The organism is Acidobacteriota bacterium, assembly GCA_016196035.1.
Lineage (GTDB): Bacteria > Acidobacteriota > Blastocatellia > RBC074 > RBC074 > JACPYM01.
Genome location: JACPYM010000053.1, coordinates 15,346 through 31,484, shown reverse-complemented (window position 1 = coordinate 31,484; position 16,139 = coordinate 15,346). Strand labels below are relative to the sequence as shown.

The window sequence follows — 16,139 nt, the reverse complement described above, 5'->3', positions numbered from 1 at the left end:
TGCGTACCCAGGTCATTGCCCCTTCACCACCAATTGCACTGTATTCGCCAAACGGTTGTCGGCGAAGAGCAACAACTCTGTTTCGCCACGTCCCGCCAACGCCTGCAAGACTTCGCGCGAAAGGCGCAGGTTGATTTGATCCAGCCCGGCAAACCCGCTGAGCGCGCCGCTAAACAACACGTCCAGCGGCAAGCCGTTCACTTGTGCCGTCACCGTTTCAGCCGGCCCCGCGCCGCGCACGCCGGTGCCAAAGAGAATCAGGAATACACGGTCGCCTTCCACGCCGACTTCAATAGGCTGCGGCACGAAGCGGTTTTGCGCGGTATCGAGCTGCGCGACGGATTCAGTGCTTTGTGTGCCATCGGCTTTGAAGCGCAAGACGACCGCCGCCGGCGCGCCGCTGCCATTGGCGTTGGCCGTGAACAATCCCGGCGCGGCGCGCACGATGTTGAGTGGATTCCCCAAAACAGAAAACAGGAAACCATCGCGCAACACCTCAATTGAAACGGAAGCCAGGCCCGCCGCCGTTTCCGCCGGAATCAAATAATTGATTTGTTGCGGCGAGACGAAAAACAGCGGCGCGGCGCGTTCGACACCCGCGCTGTCTTTGAGCTTGACCGTCGTCGTTGCCAGTGTCGTGGGCAACGGCAGGCCCGTAGCCGCTGCCGTACTGGTTGCGAGTCCGTTGCCAAAGGCCGCGACGATGGTTTCGGGCGCGAGCGTGGGGCCACTGAAACTGGCGGCGGAAACCGAAGCTGCGCCATAGGGCACCGTGCCGCCGCGCTCCAAGAGAATGTCAAAGTTTGTGACCTTGCCCGCGACCACGCGCACCGGCGCATCGGGGGTGTATGGCGGCTCGCCGACGGGCGTGACGGTCACACGATAACGGCCCGGCGCAAGGTCTACGCCGCCATAAAAGCCATTACCGTCGGTGGTGGTGCGGATGTTCGCGCGGCCTGTGGGCGGAATGTCAGCGGTGAGGCGCGTGAGCAGGACTTCGGCGGTGTCAGACACCGCGCCTTTGTTGTTTTTGACCAAACCCATTACGTGACCGAGTTGCGGCGCGGCTTTCCACGGCAGCACGGGCACCGGCACGGATTGCGGAAAGACAGGCTGAATGCTGGGGTCGGGCACTTCGTAACTTTGCGTGCCGTCCACTGACTTGCCGGTGGTGAGCGCGGCAGCGAATTCGGCAAACGCACGGCGCGGCGTATCGCGCCCGCCGGTAAAGGGATTTGCCGCGACGGCGTCATTCGTGTTGGCGAATGAGAAAAACACGACGCCGCTCATCGCCGGATTGCCTTGGCGCGAAGGGACAAGGCTCGCGCGGATTTGATGCAGCGTGCCTTCCAGCGAATTCAGATAACTGCCCAAGCCGTGCAGTACGGCGCGGTCGTAGGCGTGATCCTTTGTCCATTCATACCAGGAACTGAAGAGCGGCACCTGCGACATCACGTGCTCGCGTTTGTAATTCATCGGAATCGCCAGATCGAGGATGCCTTCTTCCGTCCACGCGCGCCAATCCTGAAAGACGCGCCAGTACGCTTCGGCGGATTGCCAAGCTGATTCAGTCGTCGGCCCGCCGCCAAAAGCGATCAGCGCGCCCGAAATTTTCAACCGTGGTTTGAGCGCAATGGCATTGAGGTACACACGCCGCACCAGATTCGTCACCTGATCGCGCCGCCACTGTTGCCAGCGCGCATCCGTCAGCGCGGGCGTCGAGCCTTCAGCCAAGCCGTAGCGCGTTTGGAAGCGCGCCACATTCACGGCGTTGTAGCCAATGCTCGCGCCGCCACTCTGCGTCGCCGTCACTTCCGGGTAACGAATGCGATCCAGATGCAAGCCATCCAGATCGTAATTGCGCACCAAATGCAGCAGCACGTCGAAGGTGTATTGCGCGGCGTCGGGATGCCCCAGATCAAGCCAGAAATCATTGCCGATGCGGTGGCCGTTGAATGAAACGTTCGTCCCGTCATCCGCCAGCAAGGTGCGCGTCAGCCAATTGTCGCGGCCCTCGTAAAGTTTGCCCGTCGCTTGATTGAAGCCGTGCCGGTTGAAAGCGTGTTGCGGGCTTTCAGGTGGACGCGGTGGATTCGCGGTTGGATTGCCATTCCACAACGCGCCGACGATGACGAAGGCGTGCACTTCGATGTTGTTGGCGTGCGCTTCGGCGATCAGGTCGGCCAGCGGATCGAAGCCTGCTTCGATTGGTGTGCGGTCGGCCAGCGGTTCGAGCGAATTGCGGTACCAGGAATCACCCCGGCGGCGCACTTGCACGAACAGCGCGTTGCAATGGGCGCGTTTGGTATCGGCAATGATCGCCAGCACTTCGTTATGGTTGTTGAGGGTTGTGTTGAACGTGTCTATCCAGAAGCCGCGATATTGGCCGCTTTGCGTGGCGCTGGGCTGAAGTCCGGCTTGTGCTAAGATGCGTGCCGAAAGCAGCAACAAAAAGAGACTGACTGAACTGACCGAAAGGATTGCTTTCATATTTGTCTGCCTGGATTGGTTGACGGCGGGGGAGTTTACCGCACCCCGATGAACATCGTCCACGAAGCTGCGCTAGGTACTTTATGCGCGGTTGGCGTTCCGGACGGCACAAAGAAAGGCAGTTATGCGTTACGTCAACAATCCGCCCAATCCTTTTCTGAACACCTACAATGAATGGGACGGCGAGCCGCCCGAAGCCAAGCTGGAAGTCTTTGAAGAGACCGCCACGCGCACGATCATCACCAGCAACAACAGTCCCGACATTCCGTTTACCTATTCGATCAACTGCTATCGCGGCTGTACGCACGCCTGCAATTACTGCTTCTCGCGCACGCGCCACGAATTTCTGGGCTGGGGCGCAGGCACTGATTTCGAGCGCAAGATCGTCGCCAAAGTCCATGCGCCTGAACTCTTGCGTAAAGAACTGATGAAGAAAAGCTGGAAAGGCGAGGTGCTGGTTTTCTCGTTCACCTCCGACCCTTACATCCCGCTCGAAGCCAATTACCAACTCACGCGCAAGTGTCTGGAAGTCTGCCTGGAATTCCGCAATCCGGTCAGCATCATCACCAAGTCGGCGCTGATTCGCCGTGACAAAGAGTTGATTGCTGAACTGGCGATGCAGGCGCACGCCGATGTCTTCTTTACCATCCCGTTTTTAGATCACGAAGTTTGCCGCGCGCTGGAACCTGGCGCGCCCTTTCCCGAGGCGCGCTTTGCCGCGATGAAAGACTTGGCCGACGCGGGCATCGAAGTCGGCCTGAGCCTCGCGCCCATCGTGCCGGGCTGTAACGAACACGAAATCCCGGCGCTGCTCGAACGCGCGCGTGAATGCGGCGCACGGCGCGCCTTCATCAATCTGCTGCGCCTGCCGGGTAATGTCGAGCCGTATTTTCTGGAAACGCTGCAAGAACGGCTGCCGCTCAAGGCGCAGAAAATCGTCAACCGGTTGCGCGAGGTCAAAGGCGGCGTGCTCAACAAAACCGCCTTCCACGAACGCATGCGCGGCGAAGGGCCGTATTGGGAGATGGTCAAGAAATCGTTTGAAGTGCACGCGCGGCGGTTGGGCTTTAACGAAGAACGCTATGTGAAAAAGGAGTACCCAAACACCTTCAAGCGACCGACAACGCAGCAAAGTTTGTTCGATTAGATCAGTTTGCAATTGAATGTACGGGGCGGCGCGGTGGGGTCAGTACCGCGCGCGTGAGCAAGCGCTGCGCCAACGCTGGCGGCTTATGGTATAGCCAGAGTCTCCGCTTGCTGACGCGCGCGGTACTGACCGGGAGCGCGCCTTTTCCCGTACACCGCTCTGCAATCCGATCTAGGTCGTGAGCGTGAATCAAAAACAAAGCCGCAGGCAGCAACCATCGTTCGATGGTTGCTGCCTGCGGCTTTTTGTCATAGCCAAGTTTGCTTGGGTGCCTGGTTTAGAACAAATACTTCAACGCAAACTGCACGCGCCGTCCTGGCGTCACGGTGTCCACTGCCGAGCCGAAGGACGCCGCTTCCAGATTGCGCACCGGAATGGCGAAGTTGGCGCGGTCGGTGAAATTGAAGGCGTCCACACGGAAGAGCAGGCGCTGCCGTTCGGTGAAGGCGAAGTTTTTGACCAAGGCCAGATCGAGCAGCAGATAGTTGCTGGCGCGGAAGGTGTTGCGGCCCACGACGCCGTCCGTGCCAATCGTGCCCCAGAATTCGCTGAAGGTGGCGTTGTTGGCAAAGCTCAGACGCACGCGCCGGTCATCGTTGACGACCAGGCCGCGCGTCGAATGCAAGCGGTCGGTGTAATTGCCGTCGAGATTGATGTCGTTGATGCTGTTGACGGTGAAGGGCTGGCCGGTTTGATACTGGCCCGTGCCCGCAATCTCGAACCCGCCTAGCACTGCCCGCTTGACGGCATGGGCATTCGCCAGCGCCGGCAGCGTCCAGAGGAAGTTGTAGGTCAGGCGATGCCGCGTGTCGAAGTTTGCCGAAGCGTATTCCGACGGACGCAGGCTGTTTTGCGGCAAGGCCGGTGCGCCCGCCAGATCGAACACGTCCGAGGCGTCATCCAATGCGTGTGACCAGACGTAGCCAATCTGGAAGTTGAACTGATTGCGCAGCGTACCGCGCAGTTGTGCTTGCAACGAATCGTAGCGCGAGCGCGCGGTCGTTTGATACAGATAGATCGTGCCCGCGTTGGGAATGGGACGCCCGCCGACGAAATTCAAATTTTTGTCAATGTTGACGCCGGGCGCCAACACAATGCCGCTGATGATGGGCGAACCTGTGTCCGGGTTGATCTGATAGAAAGCTGACGACGAAATCATGTTCAAATTCGGCCCCAGGTTCGGCGTCGTCAGCCGCAACAGATTGCGGCCCTGCGTGCCGACGTAGCCGACAGAGGCGGTCAGGTTGCGCGCCAATTGTTGTTCCAGCGTGAGCGAGTAATGATGCGCCAAGGGTGTTTTCAGCGCGCGCGACGGCAACGTGAAGCCGAAACCGCCGGGGAACTCGCGGTTATAAACGCTGACCACGTTGTCCAACGGCAGATTCGGATTCAACCGGTTCGGCGTGCCCAGCACGACATACGGAAAGAAACGGCCCGGCGCGCAACCGTTTTGCACGACTTGCAAACAGAGTCCGTTGCTGAAATTGGCGCCGGGCAACGACAGCGCCGGGTTGAAGAGTTGAAAGTCAGTAAACGAGACGTTGGTGCCGGGAATCTTGGCGCCCGGCAGCCCGCCGCCCGTATTGACCGTCAGGTAGTTCGGAAAAACATTGCGCGATTGGCTGGTGACTGCGCCGATGATTTGATCGTAAAACAAACCATAGCCGCCGCGAATTACCATCTGTTTATTCAGGCCCCAATTCTTGCCGTAAGCAAAACCGGCGCGCGGCCCGAAATTGTTCCGGTCGGAATCGTAGATGTCCCCGCGCCCGGCCAGAAATTGTTTCAGGCCGGCGACGCTCGGCAGATCAAGCTTCGTGCTGTTGAACGTTTTCTCGATGATGCTGTTCACTTCGTTCGGCACGGTGTTGTATTCGTAACGCATGCCGACGCTCAGCGAGAAGTTCGGTTTCACGCGCCACTCGTCCTGAATGAAGAAATTGTATTGTGTGCTGCGCAAGCCGATCACCGACGTGTCAATCGTCGCCAGCGACTGGAAGAAACCGCTGGCCGCTTGTGAAGCCGCCAGACTGTCCGGACGGAAAAAACCGTCCAGGAAAAAGCCGCGCGCCGTGGTGAAATTGAGAACCGGCGCGCCGCCAAACACGAGTTGTGGCAGCGCATTGCGTTGCAAATCGCTGTTGAGCTGCGAACGCCGAATGTCAGCGCCGAGCGCCGCGCTGTGTTCGCCCTTGCGGAACGAAAGGATGTCGGCGAGTTGGAAGGTGTTGTTCACACGGCGCTGTGGGAAGTTATAAACATCCACGCCCAACGGACTGAAGCCCGGCATCAGGATTTGTCCGATCGGGCCGAGCGCGCCGCTGCAAATCTGCCCGAAAACGGGCGTGGCATTGCTGTTCGGATTGCAACCAGGCGTGCTCAGCAAGCCCAATTCGGTGGTGCGATTGGGATAGAGCAGATATTCGATGCGCTGATCGGTGGGGACGGTGAAATTCGCCAGATAGGGCGCGTTGAGCGTGAAAGGCGTGTTGGGCAGGATGGCGCTGGGCGCCAGATGATCTACATCGCGCTCTTCTTCAAAGTTCAACCGCGTGCGGCCATACGAGGCGCGGAATTGATTGAAGAAGGGTGTCGTCGCACCTTCGTGCGTGAGTTCGCTGTTCCAGAAAAACGAGAAGTTTTGCGTGCCGACTTTCGGACGCAGCGTGGCGAAGAGTGCATCACCCGTGGCCGGGATGTTGCGCCAATCGTGCGTGCGGTTGTAACGGCCCGTGAACGACTGATCGCGGCCCCAGATTTTGCGGCTGTGATCCATTTTGAACGAAGCAATGTAGCCTTGCGCGCTGGCCGGCAAAATCTGCGTGTAGGTGTTGCGGCCATACACGCCACCGTTGTTGTTCGGGAACGGATACAAGCTAAACACCGCGTCGCCTTGATTGCTGGTGGGGAAGCCAAATGACGTGCCATCATCCAAACCGGTGCCGCCGCTGCGGGCAAAACCGCGCTCTTCGACGGTTGGCACCGCAAAGCTTTGTTCTTTGTTCGCGTTCAGCAGCGAGCCTTCGAGCGAAAGGAAGTAAAACGCATTTTTGGTTGAGCCAACTGTTGCGCCGGTTGCATCGGTCTTCGGTCGCGGCAGCAAGGGGCCGCCGAGTACGAGGCCCGCTTGTCCGAAGGTCAGCGAGTCCTGGCCCGCCGCCGGGTTGCGCACAAATTTCTGTGCGCAATTCGTGCCGCTGGGCGGACAAATGAAAACGTTGCGCAGCACACCCGCGCCGCCATTGCTGAAATTCAAACCCTGCAACGGCGTCGGTTGCCCGCTGCTGGTCGTGTCGAAATAGTCGCGCGCGTTCAGGGCGCTGGTATTCAGCAAGCCGAACACCGCGCCGTGCGTTTCATAGCCGCCCGATTTGCTGATGGCGTTGACCTGCGCGCCGATGTTGCGTCCGAATTGCGCGGGCGCGAGGTTGCTGATGACTTGATACTCTTTGATGGACTCGACCGGTTGCGGCGCCAGCATAAAGAAGCCCTGGCGGCGCACGCCGATGTCTTCGTCATTGTTGTCCGAACCGTCCACCAGGAAGTTGTTGGCGCGCGAACGCAGGCCGTTGGCCGAGAACTGGCCCGCTGAGCCTACGCCCGCGCCCACGCCCGGCCCCGCGACACGGCCCGTTTGCGGCGGCAGCGCCAAACCCGGAATCAACAGCGCAAAGCTATCGAAGGTGCGCGTGAAGGTCGTATCGCCCAACGGCAGCGTGGCGATTTCGGCATCGGTATACGCGCCGCCCCGGCGTCCGTCGGTGACATTCAATTCGGCGGATTCCGGCAGGCTGACCACGGGTGTCGGTGGCGCTGGCGTAACTGGCGGCGGCGGTTGTGCCGGTTGGTTGGGTTGATTCGGTTGCGTCGGCTGCGCCGCGACGACGTCAGGGTCAAGCGTGACCGGCAGCGGCACCACCGTGTTGCCGCGCGTCGCGAGCAGGCGTTGTTCGATGACTTTGGTTTTGAAACCCGTCGCGCTGACGCGGATGCGATAGACGCCCGGTTGCAAGAGGCCCTGATAAAAACGGCCCTGGGTGTCAGAGCGTTTGGCGACGGGGACTTCGGTCACGGTGTTGACGAATTGGACGACCGCGCCCGCGATGGCCGCGCCGCCCTGGCTGCTGCTGACCGTGCCTTCAAAGGCCCCGGTCACGGGGTCCTGGCCCGGATTCGTCGCGGTGGTCGAAGTCGCGGCAGAAACGGATGCCAAGGGGGTCAGCATCATCAACAACGAAAGGGTCACTGCGAGCAACAGTTTCAAGTTTCGTTGCAGAAGCGTGGGTATTATTGTCATTGCGGTTTCTCCTGAATCTCCCTCTGCGGGGTCTTCTCCGTGGTGAAAATGGAAAATGATCAACCGCCGTGGCCTCGGGGCGCAAGCGGCGGGATTTCTTTTGGTAACAGTCAGGGATGCATGGCGAGAGCCGATAGTTTTGGGGAAGTTGAATCGAGCTTGTTTACTTTAGCGCCTGCACCAACACCGAATTGGAAGGCGCGCGCTGCACGGTTGCAGCGGTTGGTTCACTGGCTCCGCACCAGCCGGAAGCCAATGGTCGGGTCTTTCTTCTTTGCATCGAGAAAGCCGCGCACGGTGACGCGAATCGGTTTCGGGCCATCGGGTTGACTGATGTACGAACCACCGCGCACCACTTTGGCGGTTTGCGCGGCGGCGTCCAATTCCAATTTGTTGTTGCCCGCGTAATAGGCTGCCGGGGTCGAAGTCCACTCGCCCACATTGCCGATCATATTCAGCACGCCCTGCTTGGTACCGCCTTGCGGGTAGGCCGAGACGATCTTCGGCTCGGTGAATTTGATGTTCGCCAAATCCGGCGTCCATTGATTGCCCCAGGGGAAAACGGTGGTCGCGGCATCTCCGCCATTGCGCGCGGCAAATTCCCATTCCTCTTCGGTCGGCAAACGATAGCGTGTGCTGTCGCGTTTGGAACGCCAGGCGGCAAAGGCCTCGGCCTCTTCGTAAGAAACATAGCGCACCGGCCATTGTTCTTTGCCGGTGAACGGTTCATTGCCGTTCCAGTCTTCGGGTGCGGGGTGATTGGTTTCTTTGACGAATTGCGCGTATTCCTCGCTGCTGACTTCGGTGCGGTCAAGCGCAAACGGCAGCACGGTGACGGTGTTGGCCGGCCATTGCGCGTAACCCCAAGCCAAATCTTCTTCGCCATCCGCTTTCGGTTCGTCCAGACGGCCCATGCGGTACGACCCGCCAGACAGCGTGACCAAGTCCGGCTTGAACGTTTTTCCGGTGGCGGTCGTGCCGCCCTTATTCGGATCGTTTGGATTGGACGTTTGTTTTCCGTGATTCAAAAACCAAAGTAACACTGCAACGACCAGCACCAGCGCCACCCCCGCGCCAATCATTAATGGAAGTGGCAAGCCTTTCTTTGCGGTGGCAGCTTTGGCGGATGGGAGTGGTGCGCTGACAACCTGGGTGGCATTGGCATCCGCACTGCGGGCCTGGGCAGCCGGGCCAGCCTGCTGACGTTGCGGCACCTGGGCCGGGCGTTGCTGCTGACCACCGGCGCGTTGCTGCGCTTCGAATTGCCGTACATCCATTGTTTGCCGGTCAGTCGGCGCGGGCCGTTGTTGCGGGCTGGTCGGCAGCGCCTGTTGCGCCTGGCTCACCCGCCCGAAATGCGCTGGCGTAATCGGCGCGGAACCGCTGCGCGTCGCGCGGCCCATCAACGCGCCGGTCGGCAGGTCGGGCGAAGCCAGAATGGCATCGCGGAATTCGTAGGCCGACGCAAAGCGGTCTTCTTTCTTCTTCGACAATGCCTGCAACATGATCGTTTCCATGCTTTCGGGCAGATGCGGCGCGTATTTGCGCGGCGGCGGCGGCGGGAATTCGATGTGCGCGCGCATCAGTTCAAACTGGTTTTGATTCATGAAGGGCAGCCGCCCGGTCAGCATTTCATAGAGCAGAATGCCCAGCGCGTAAATGTCGGTGCGCGGGTCTACGTCCTGGCCGCGAATCTGCTCAGGGGCCATGTATTCGGGCGTGCCGATCATCGAACCCTCGCGCGTCATGCGTTCGCTGCCGACCACGCGCGCGATGCCGAAGTCCATGACCTTGACCTCTTCGGCCTCGGTGATCATGACGTTGTTGGGCTTGATGTCGCGGTGCACGATGTTCATCGAATGCGCATAGCCGATGGCTTCCAGCGTGTAGAGGAAAACCTTTAATGCCTGATCGTAGGCCAGCAAGCCGGTGCGGCGAATGCGTTTGTCCAACGTCTCGCCGCGCACGAATTCCATCACCATGTAAAAGTGCTGCTCTTGCTGAAAGAAGGCATAGAGCATGGCGATGTTGGGATGATTCAGCTTGGCCAGCGTCATGGCTTCAGACCGGAAGCGATCCACCAGATGCGTTTGGCTGACCAGTTCGGGGCGCAAGACCTTAATCGCCACCTCACGGTCGAGCATCGTGTCTACGCCACGATAGACCTTGCCCATGCCGCCTTCACCGATTTCTTCCAGGATTTTGAAATTACCCGCGACGGTTCCGATCATGCGGAGAAACTCCTGCGCTGCTTATTTGCCCATCGAAAAGGCAGCCTGCCGAACATCACATCTACGCTTTGGCTTACTCTGTGAATATGCATTGTATGTTTCAATCAGGGGCGGATTGTACTTGCGTTAATGTGCGGATGGCAAGGATTTGCGGGCAGCTAAAGCGGAACAACCGGGTTTGGAACACAAACAGAAAAAGCCGCACTGGCGGGCGGGCGTTTAGCGTTCAAGCTTTGGCTTGTTTGCGGGCGCACAGCGCCCGGACAAGCCAAAGCTTGAACGCTAAACGCCCGCTCCTGGCGCGCTCAGGGGTCGGCGCGTAGACCAATCTGGCGTGGTTCGACTTTAGCGAAGCTGCGGCCAGAAGCGCCGATACCAGGCCAGCGTTTCCATCAGACCTTCCTGCAATTCGATCTCTGGCCGCCAGGCTAACAGCCGCTCGGCTTTGCGTATGTCCAAATAACGGATCAAGGGTTGCGCGGCTGGCTCGCCGCAAAAGCACGGTTCGCGTTCCTGGCCATCGTAACTGCGGCTAAGCAGCCGCGTGAGCGTCTGCAACGAAACCGGATAGCCACTGCCCAGATTGATGGCCTCGCCACGTGTGCAGGGGCGCGTATGCAGCACCTCTGCCGCCCGCACCAAACCGCGCGCGAGATCACGCACATTGACGAATTCCAGTTTGCTGCGTCCATCGTCGCGCGCGCCAAAGTGATAGGGACTCTCCAGCATCAAATTGCGCACGGCGCGCGGCACCAGACGGCTGAAATTCAAATCGCCCGCGCCATACACATTCAAAAAGCGGCAGGCCAGCGTCGGCAATTTGAACGTCCTGGCATAAGCGCGCACCGCCGTATCTGCCGCGATGATCGAAGGCGCATAGACATTCGCGGCTGCTGTGGGAGACTGCTCTTCAACCAACGCGGCATCGTTCAAACTGTCGCCGTAATAAGCGCCGCTGGAGGCGTAAACGAAAGCTTCGATCCCAGCCGTCTGCCGCGCTGCTTCGAGCACGGTATAGGTTCCCAGGGCGTTGACGCTGAGCGTCTCAAGGGGAATGACATTGCCCAGCGGAATCAGCGGCTGCGCCGCCAGATGAAAGATCGTGTCCACCGCGTGTTGTTCCAGCACCCAGCGCACGGCCTGCAATTCGCGCACGTCGCCGAACACGAAATCCACGCGGTCGTTCAGGCCCTGCATGATGAAATAAGACCGGCGGGGCCGATGGCGATCCAGCACGACGACGCGCGCCCCCAGCGCCAGCAACTGCTCGCACAGATGCGCGCCGATGAAGCCCGCGCCCCCGGTTACCAAACAGACACGTTCGCGCCATTCGCCATTCATATTGTTGTTGAGTTGAGTTGAGTCGGTGAAAAATCTGCCGCGTCCTCGCGCACCTCGCCGCAGTGAAGTGCAGCCTTGGCGGGAATCATTACAAAGCAAAGCCAGTCAGGATGCGTGGCAGGGCGGATGTCAGGACACGTTTATAAATTTGCGTGTCGGCACCAGTGCAGGACTGGCGGAAGTCTGTGGGTTACGCTGACAACGGAGGTTCAACATAGTCCAGCTACTGTCCAACGGCTCGAAACAGGGCCGTCTTGAAGAGGTAACAATGCAGAAACGTTTCGGCGACGGCAGGCGTGTTTCTGAGGCTATGCCGCAACTGTTTTAATCAAACTAATTTACCGAATTCCAACTGATCGCTTGATATTACGGAACTGTTACAATTCACCACACAGTTCTGTGGCAATATCCTTTTGCACCCGCTCACACCCGCTCACACTTGGATAGAAGTTATTTACATCCCATCTGAACCGCATCCCGCTTTATACATCCGGTTTCAGGCATTTGGCTTCGCAGGTCGGCGGTCTGAACTTTCATGCAACGGTGTTCGCCACCGGAAAGGATACGTATGTCCAAACATCAACCGAAAGCCCCACAACAAATCTCTGCTTGGCGTCAATTGGTTGCGCCGTATCAAACACCAGAGGTGTGGCGTAGCGTTTTCCAAATCGTCAACACGCTCGTACCCTTCTTCGTGATGTGGTACTTGATGTATCGCAGCCTGGCGATTTCGTACTGGCTGACGCTGGCATTGGTGCCGCTCACGACCGGGTTTATGACGCGCGTCTTTATCATCATGCACGATTGCGGGCACGGTTCGTTTTTCAAAGCGCCGCGCGCCAATCACTTCGTCGGCACGCTCTGCGGCATTCTGACCAATACGCCCTATCATCAATGGACGCGCGAGCACGCGATTCATCACGCTTCGTCGGGCGATCTAAACCGGCGCGGCGTGGGCGATGTCAACACGCTGACGGTCAACGAATATCTGGCGCTCTCGAAATTTGAACGCCTGCGCTACCGGCTTTATCGCAATCCGCTGGTCACCTTCGGCATCGGGCCGCATTACATCTTTCTCTGGTGGCAGCGTTTTACCGGCAAACATTCGGGCACACGCGAACGCAACAACCTCTGGTTGACCAACGTGGCGCTCTTTTCGATTTGGGGCGCGGCGATCTATAGCCTGGGATGGCAGACCTTTTTGCTGTTGTGGGCGCCGGTGCAAATCGCCACGGGCGCGTGGGGCGTCTGGCTATTTTATGTGCAGCACCAGTACGAGCAAACCTATTGGCAGCGGGGCAAGGATTGGGATTATGCGACGGCGGCGTTGCAGGGCAGTTCGTTCTATAAGCTGCCACGCCTGCTGCAATGGTTTTCGGGCAACATCGGCTTCCATCACATTCATCATCTCAGCCCGAAGATTCCGAATTACAAGCTGCAAGCCTGTCACGAAGAGAATCCGCTCTTTCAGCAATCGCCCACACTGACATTCTGGCAGAGTCTGAAATGCGCTTCGTTGAAATTGTGGGATGAAGATTCGCAGCGGCTGGTCGGTTGGAGTTATTTGAAAGCGCCGCGCGCAATCGAAGTTCCTGCGGCGGAAGTGACACCGGAATTTGTTTCGGGCGACTGAAGCAGCCGAACAAGCTGGAAACAACAACAGGATGAAGAAGCTTTTGCGTACCTGGCAGTCGCTGCCAAAGCCGCAACGCCTCTTCATCCTGTTTGCCTTTTAACCTGCCAGCGCGCGCACGATTTGCGCCGTTGCCTCATCCACCGGGTGAAACGCTTCGATATGCAATTCCTGCAAGGTGATGTCCTGCGGGCTGCCGAGTGTGGTGAGCGTCGTGAAAAACTTCAGCATAAGCTCGCCTGCGCGAAGCTCGACCGGGATCAGCAAATCCTGCGCGCTTTCAACATCCGGTTCACGCCAACGCGCGGGCACGCCCGGGTAGCTCAAAATCTCCTGCAACAAATGACGGCCCTCTGTCTCGCCCGCCAACTGCATTTCGCGCCGCCAGCGCGTCAGGGCGGCTTTGGCGACGGCTTCCCAATTGGCGATCAACGGACGCCAGCCGTTGGCTGCAAAAAGCATGCGCATCAGATTTAAGCGCGGCGGCGCGAGCACGGCATAAGGCGCGATGTGCGCCCCGAGTTCGGGCGAGAAATGCTGAATCATTCGCGCATACGCCGCATTCGCCATCACCAAGTCCCACTGGCGATCAAACACCAGCGCCGCAAACGGCTCCTGTTGTTTCAAGATCAATTCCAGCGCCTGCCGCACCTGCGCCATTTGCGGATCGGCCAAGCTGGTTTCGCGGTACGCGGGCGCAAAACCGGCGGCGTGCAGCAACGTATTCTGTTCGCGCAAGGGCACATCCAGCACATTCGCCAGCCGCAGCACCATCGCGCGACTGGGCCGGGCGCGGCCGGTTTCGATAAAGCTGACATGGCGCGCCGAGACGTTGGCTTCGAGTGCGAGTTCCAACTGGCTTAGGCGGCGCAACTCACGCCAGTTGCGCAGCAACTCGCCGCAAAGATTGGGTTGTTTGACGGCCATCGGCGGTTTCCTTCTGACTCAGTTTCAGCCAAAGCGCGCCCAGCATAACACCAGCGTTGCGGCGGCTCCATTACCTATCAGGTAATTGCGACGTTGCCCGACTTCGGCGCAGACTCCGCTTGCAGTTCAGGCGGAATGCCAACGGTAGTCAACATTTACCCAAGGAGGCTTTTTATGGAATCAGCAGAACGGTTGGCTTTTGGCAAGCAGACACAGAGCTTCACGCTCACCCCGTTTTTGGTCATCGGCGTCGTGGTTTGGTTGGGCGCGACATTGGCGATGCGCGTGGCCGGGCAATACTTTTTCCATCACGATAGCGCGGCGTGGATGGCGTTCAACTTCACGGCCATGCTGATCGCGATGCCCTTGCTGGCGCGCGCGATCTTTCAGTGGCGGCGTGTGCCCGTGCCCCAACGGGCAGCCGTGGCCTTGGCCGTCGCCGTGCCAGGCATGTTGCTGGACGTGCTGACGACCTATTTCTTTGCGCAGTTCTTTCCGAATGTGAACGCGACAGGCGCGGGCGCTTGGGGCGCGTGGTTGCTGTTTAGTTATGCGCTGTTTTTGCTGCCCGCGCTTTGGGGCGGGCAGGACGAATAGCTTTTTACTGGGTACGCAGCGCTTCCAGCGTGCAGGCTTGGCAAAGGACAGAAGCAGGCCGGAGGTTTTTCTTTCAGCATTTGTCTGTCCCTTGCCACGACTGCACGCTGGAAGCGCTGCGTACCCAGGCTTTGTTTAGACCGCCACCGTCACCGACTCTTTCATCAACGCTTCAATCTCGCTCACTTCTTTCGGCACGCCCGTCGTTAGCACTTCGCAACCGTTTTCGGTCACGACCACATCGTCTTCGATGCGCACGCCGATGTTGCAATACTCCGCCGGGACGCCTTCTGCGCCCTCGGCAATGTAGATGCCGGGTTCGACCGTGAAGACCATGCCGGGTTCGAGCACGCGCCAACCGTCGGCGGTTTTGTACCGAGCCACATCGTGCACATCCATGCCCAGCCAGTGGCCGGTGCGATGCATGAAAAACTTGAAGTAGCCTTTGTTGGCGATGATGTCCTGGCGGTCACCGGTCAGCAGCCCCAAGGCCATCAATTCATCGGTGACGACTTCGACGGCCTTGTCGTGCAAGTCGGTGAAGCGCACGCCGGGTTTGATCATGGCGATGACGGCTTTGTTGGCGGCGAGCACGGCTTCGTAAATCGCGCGCTGGGCCGTGGTGAATTTGCCGTTGGCGGGGAAGCTGCGCGTGATGTCGCCGGTGAAGAGATTGTATTCGGCGCCCGCGTCAATCAGCACCATGTCGCCGTCTTTGATCTGCTCGTTGTTGGTGTTGTAGTGCAAGATCGTCGTGTTGAAGCCCGACCCGACGATGGATGGATAGCCCACGCCCGCCGCGCCGCTTTTGCGGAAGACGTATTCGACCAGCGCTTCGAGTTCGTATTCAAACATGCCGGGCTGGCAATGTTTCAGCGCGGCGACGTGGCCGGCGGCGCTGATGGCGGCGGCGCGGCGCAGGTCGGCGATGTCCGCTGCGTTTTTGCGCAGCCGCATCTCGTGAACGATGGTGACCGGATCAATGATCGTGGTCGGCCCGTAATCGCCGTAACGCACGCGCTCGCGCAGCCGTTTGATCATCCCCACCAACTTCAAATCAAACCGCTGATTCTGGCCCAGCCGGTAATACAGCGTGTCGGCGTCGTTCAAATACTGCGGCAAGATTTCGGGCAGTCGCGCGATGTCATACGCGGCATCGGCCCCGTGCATTTTGATCGCGCCTTCGACGCCGGCGCGCAGCCCTGTCCAGATTTCCTCTTCTTTCACGCGCGGGCGAACGAAAAGAATGTATTGGTGTTGTGGATGGTTTGGCGCCAGCACGGCGACGCAATCGGGTTCGTTGAGGCGCGTGAGGTAGTAAAAATCCGTGTCCTGGCGGAACTCGAAATCGGTGTCCTGATTGCGGCGAATTTCGTGGGCGCTGGCAAAGACGGCGACGCTGTTGGGCGTCATCTTGCTCATGAATTCAGTTAAACGGGCGGGCTTCATGTTGGTTTGGATTCTCCTTGGAAAAGT

Annotated in this window: 9 protein-coding genes; 3 read left to right on the top strand and 6 right to left on the bottom strand. The window is 59.1% G+C overall.

All coding sequences use genetic code 11. The annotated features are described in order from the left end of the window. Positions 1–12: 12 nt before the first annotated feature. Complete coding sequence (locus HY011_15780) at positions 13–2,490, bottom strand: family 10 glycosylhydrolase (protein ID MBI3424392.1); 2,478 nt, start codon at positions 2,488–2,490, stop codon at positions 13–15. A gap of 124 nt (positions 2,491–2,614) precedes the next feature. Between HY011_15780 and HY011_15775 the strand changes: the two genes are divergently transcribed. Then, the gene (locus HY011_15775; GenBank protein MBI3424391.1) at positions 2,615–3,637 is read left to right on the top strand and encodes a radical SAM protein; all 1,023 of its coding nucleotides are present in this window, start codon (positions 2,615–2,617) and stop codon (positions 3,635–3,637) included. A 277-nt stretch (positions 3,638–3,914) separates the two neighbouring features. Here the strand turns inward: HY011_15775 and HY011_15770 are convergent, their stop codons facing one another. The 3 genes from HY011_15770 to HY011_15760 all read right to left on the bottom strand — a co-directional run bounded on the left by HY011_15770 (position 3,915) and on the right by HY011_15760 (position 11,506). Then, positions 3,915–7,934: a carboxypeptidase regulatory-like domain-containing protein gene (locus HY011_15770; GenBank protein MBI3424390.1), complete on the bottom strand. Its 4,020-nt coding sequence runs from the start codon at positions 7,932–7,934 to the stop codon at positions 3,915–3,917. A 227-nt stretch (positions 7,935–8,161) separates the two neighbouring features. Then, positions 8,162–10,165 (bottom strand): SUMF1/EgtB/PvdO family nonheme iron enzyme, encoded by a 2,004-nt coding sequence (locus tag HY011_15765; protein ID MBI3424389.1) that lies wholly within the window; start codon positions 10,163–10,165, stop codon positions 8,162–8,164. 345 nt (positions 10,166–10,510) lie between these two features. Next, a complete protein-coding gene (locus tag HY011_15760) occupies positions 10,511–11,506 on the bottom strand; it encodes an SDR family NAD(P)-dependent oxidoreductase (protein MBI3424388.1) in 996 nt (331 codons plus the stop codon). A gap of 568 nt (positions 11,507–12,074) precedes the next feature. Between HY011_15760 and HY011_15755 the strand changes: the two genes are divergently transcribed. Further along, entirely contained in the window at positions 12,075–13,139 is a 1,065-nt protein-coding gene (locus tag HY011_15755; protein ID MBI3424387.1) for a fatty acid desaturase, read from the top strand. Between the two features lie 99 nt (positions 13,140–13,238). Here HY011_15755 and HY011_15750 read toward each other — a convergent pair whose 3' ends face one another. Beyond that, positions 13,239–14,066 carry a helix-turn-helix transcriptional regulator gene (locus HY011_15750; GenBank protein MBI3424386.1) on the bottom strand — a complete coding sequence of 276 codons (828 nt, stop codon included), beginning with the start codon at positions 14,064–14,066 and terminating at the stop codon, positions 13,239–13,241. 174 nt (positions 14,067–14,240) lie between these two features. Here HY011_15750 and HY011_15745 point away from each other — a divergent pair, with 174 nt between their 5' ends. Next, positions 14,241–14,663 (top strand): DUF5367 family protein, encoded by a 423-nt coding sequence (locus tag HY011_15745; protein MBI3424385.1) that lies wholly within the window; start codon positions 14,241–14,243, stop codon positions 14,661–14,663. 135 nt (positions 14,664–14,798) lie between these two features. On the opposite strand, the gene HY011_15740 is transcribed toward HY011_15745, so the two are convergent. Next, complete coding sequence (locus HY011_15740; protein MBI3424384.1) at positions 14,799–16,112, bottom strand: aminopeptidase P N-terminal domain-containing protein; 1,314 nt, start codon at positions 16,110–16,112, stop codon at positions 14,799–14,801. Between the last annotated feature and the right edge of the window lie 27 nt (positions 16,113–16,139).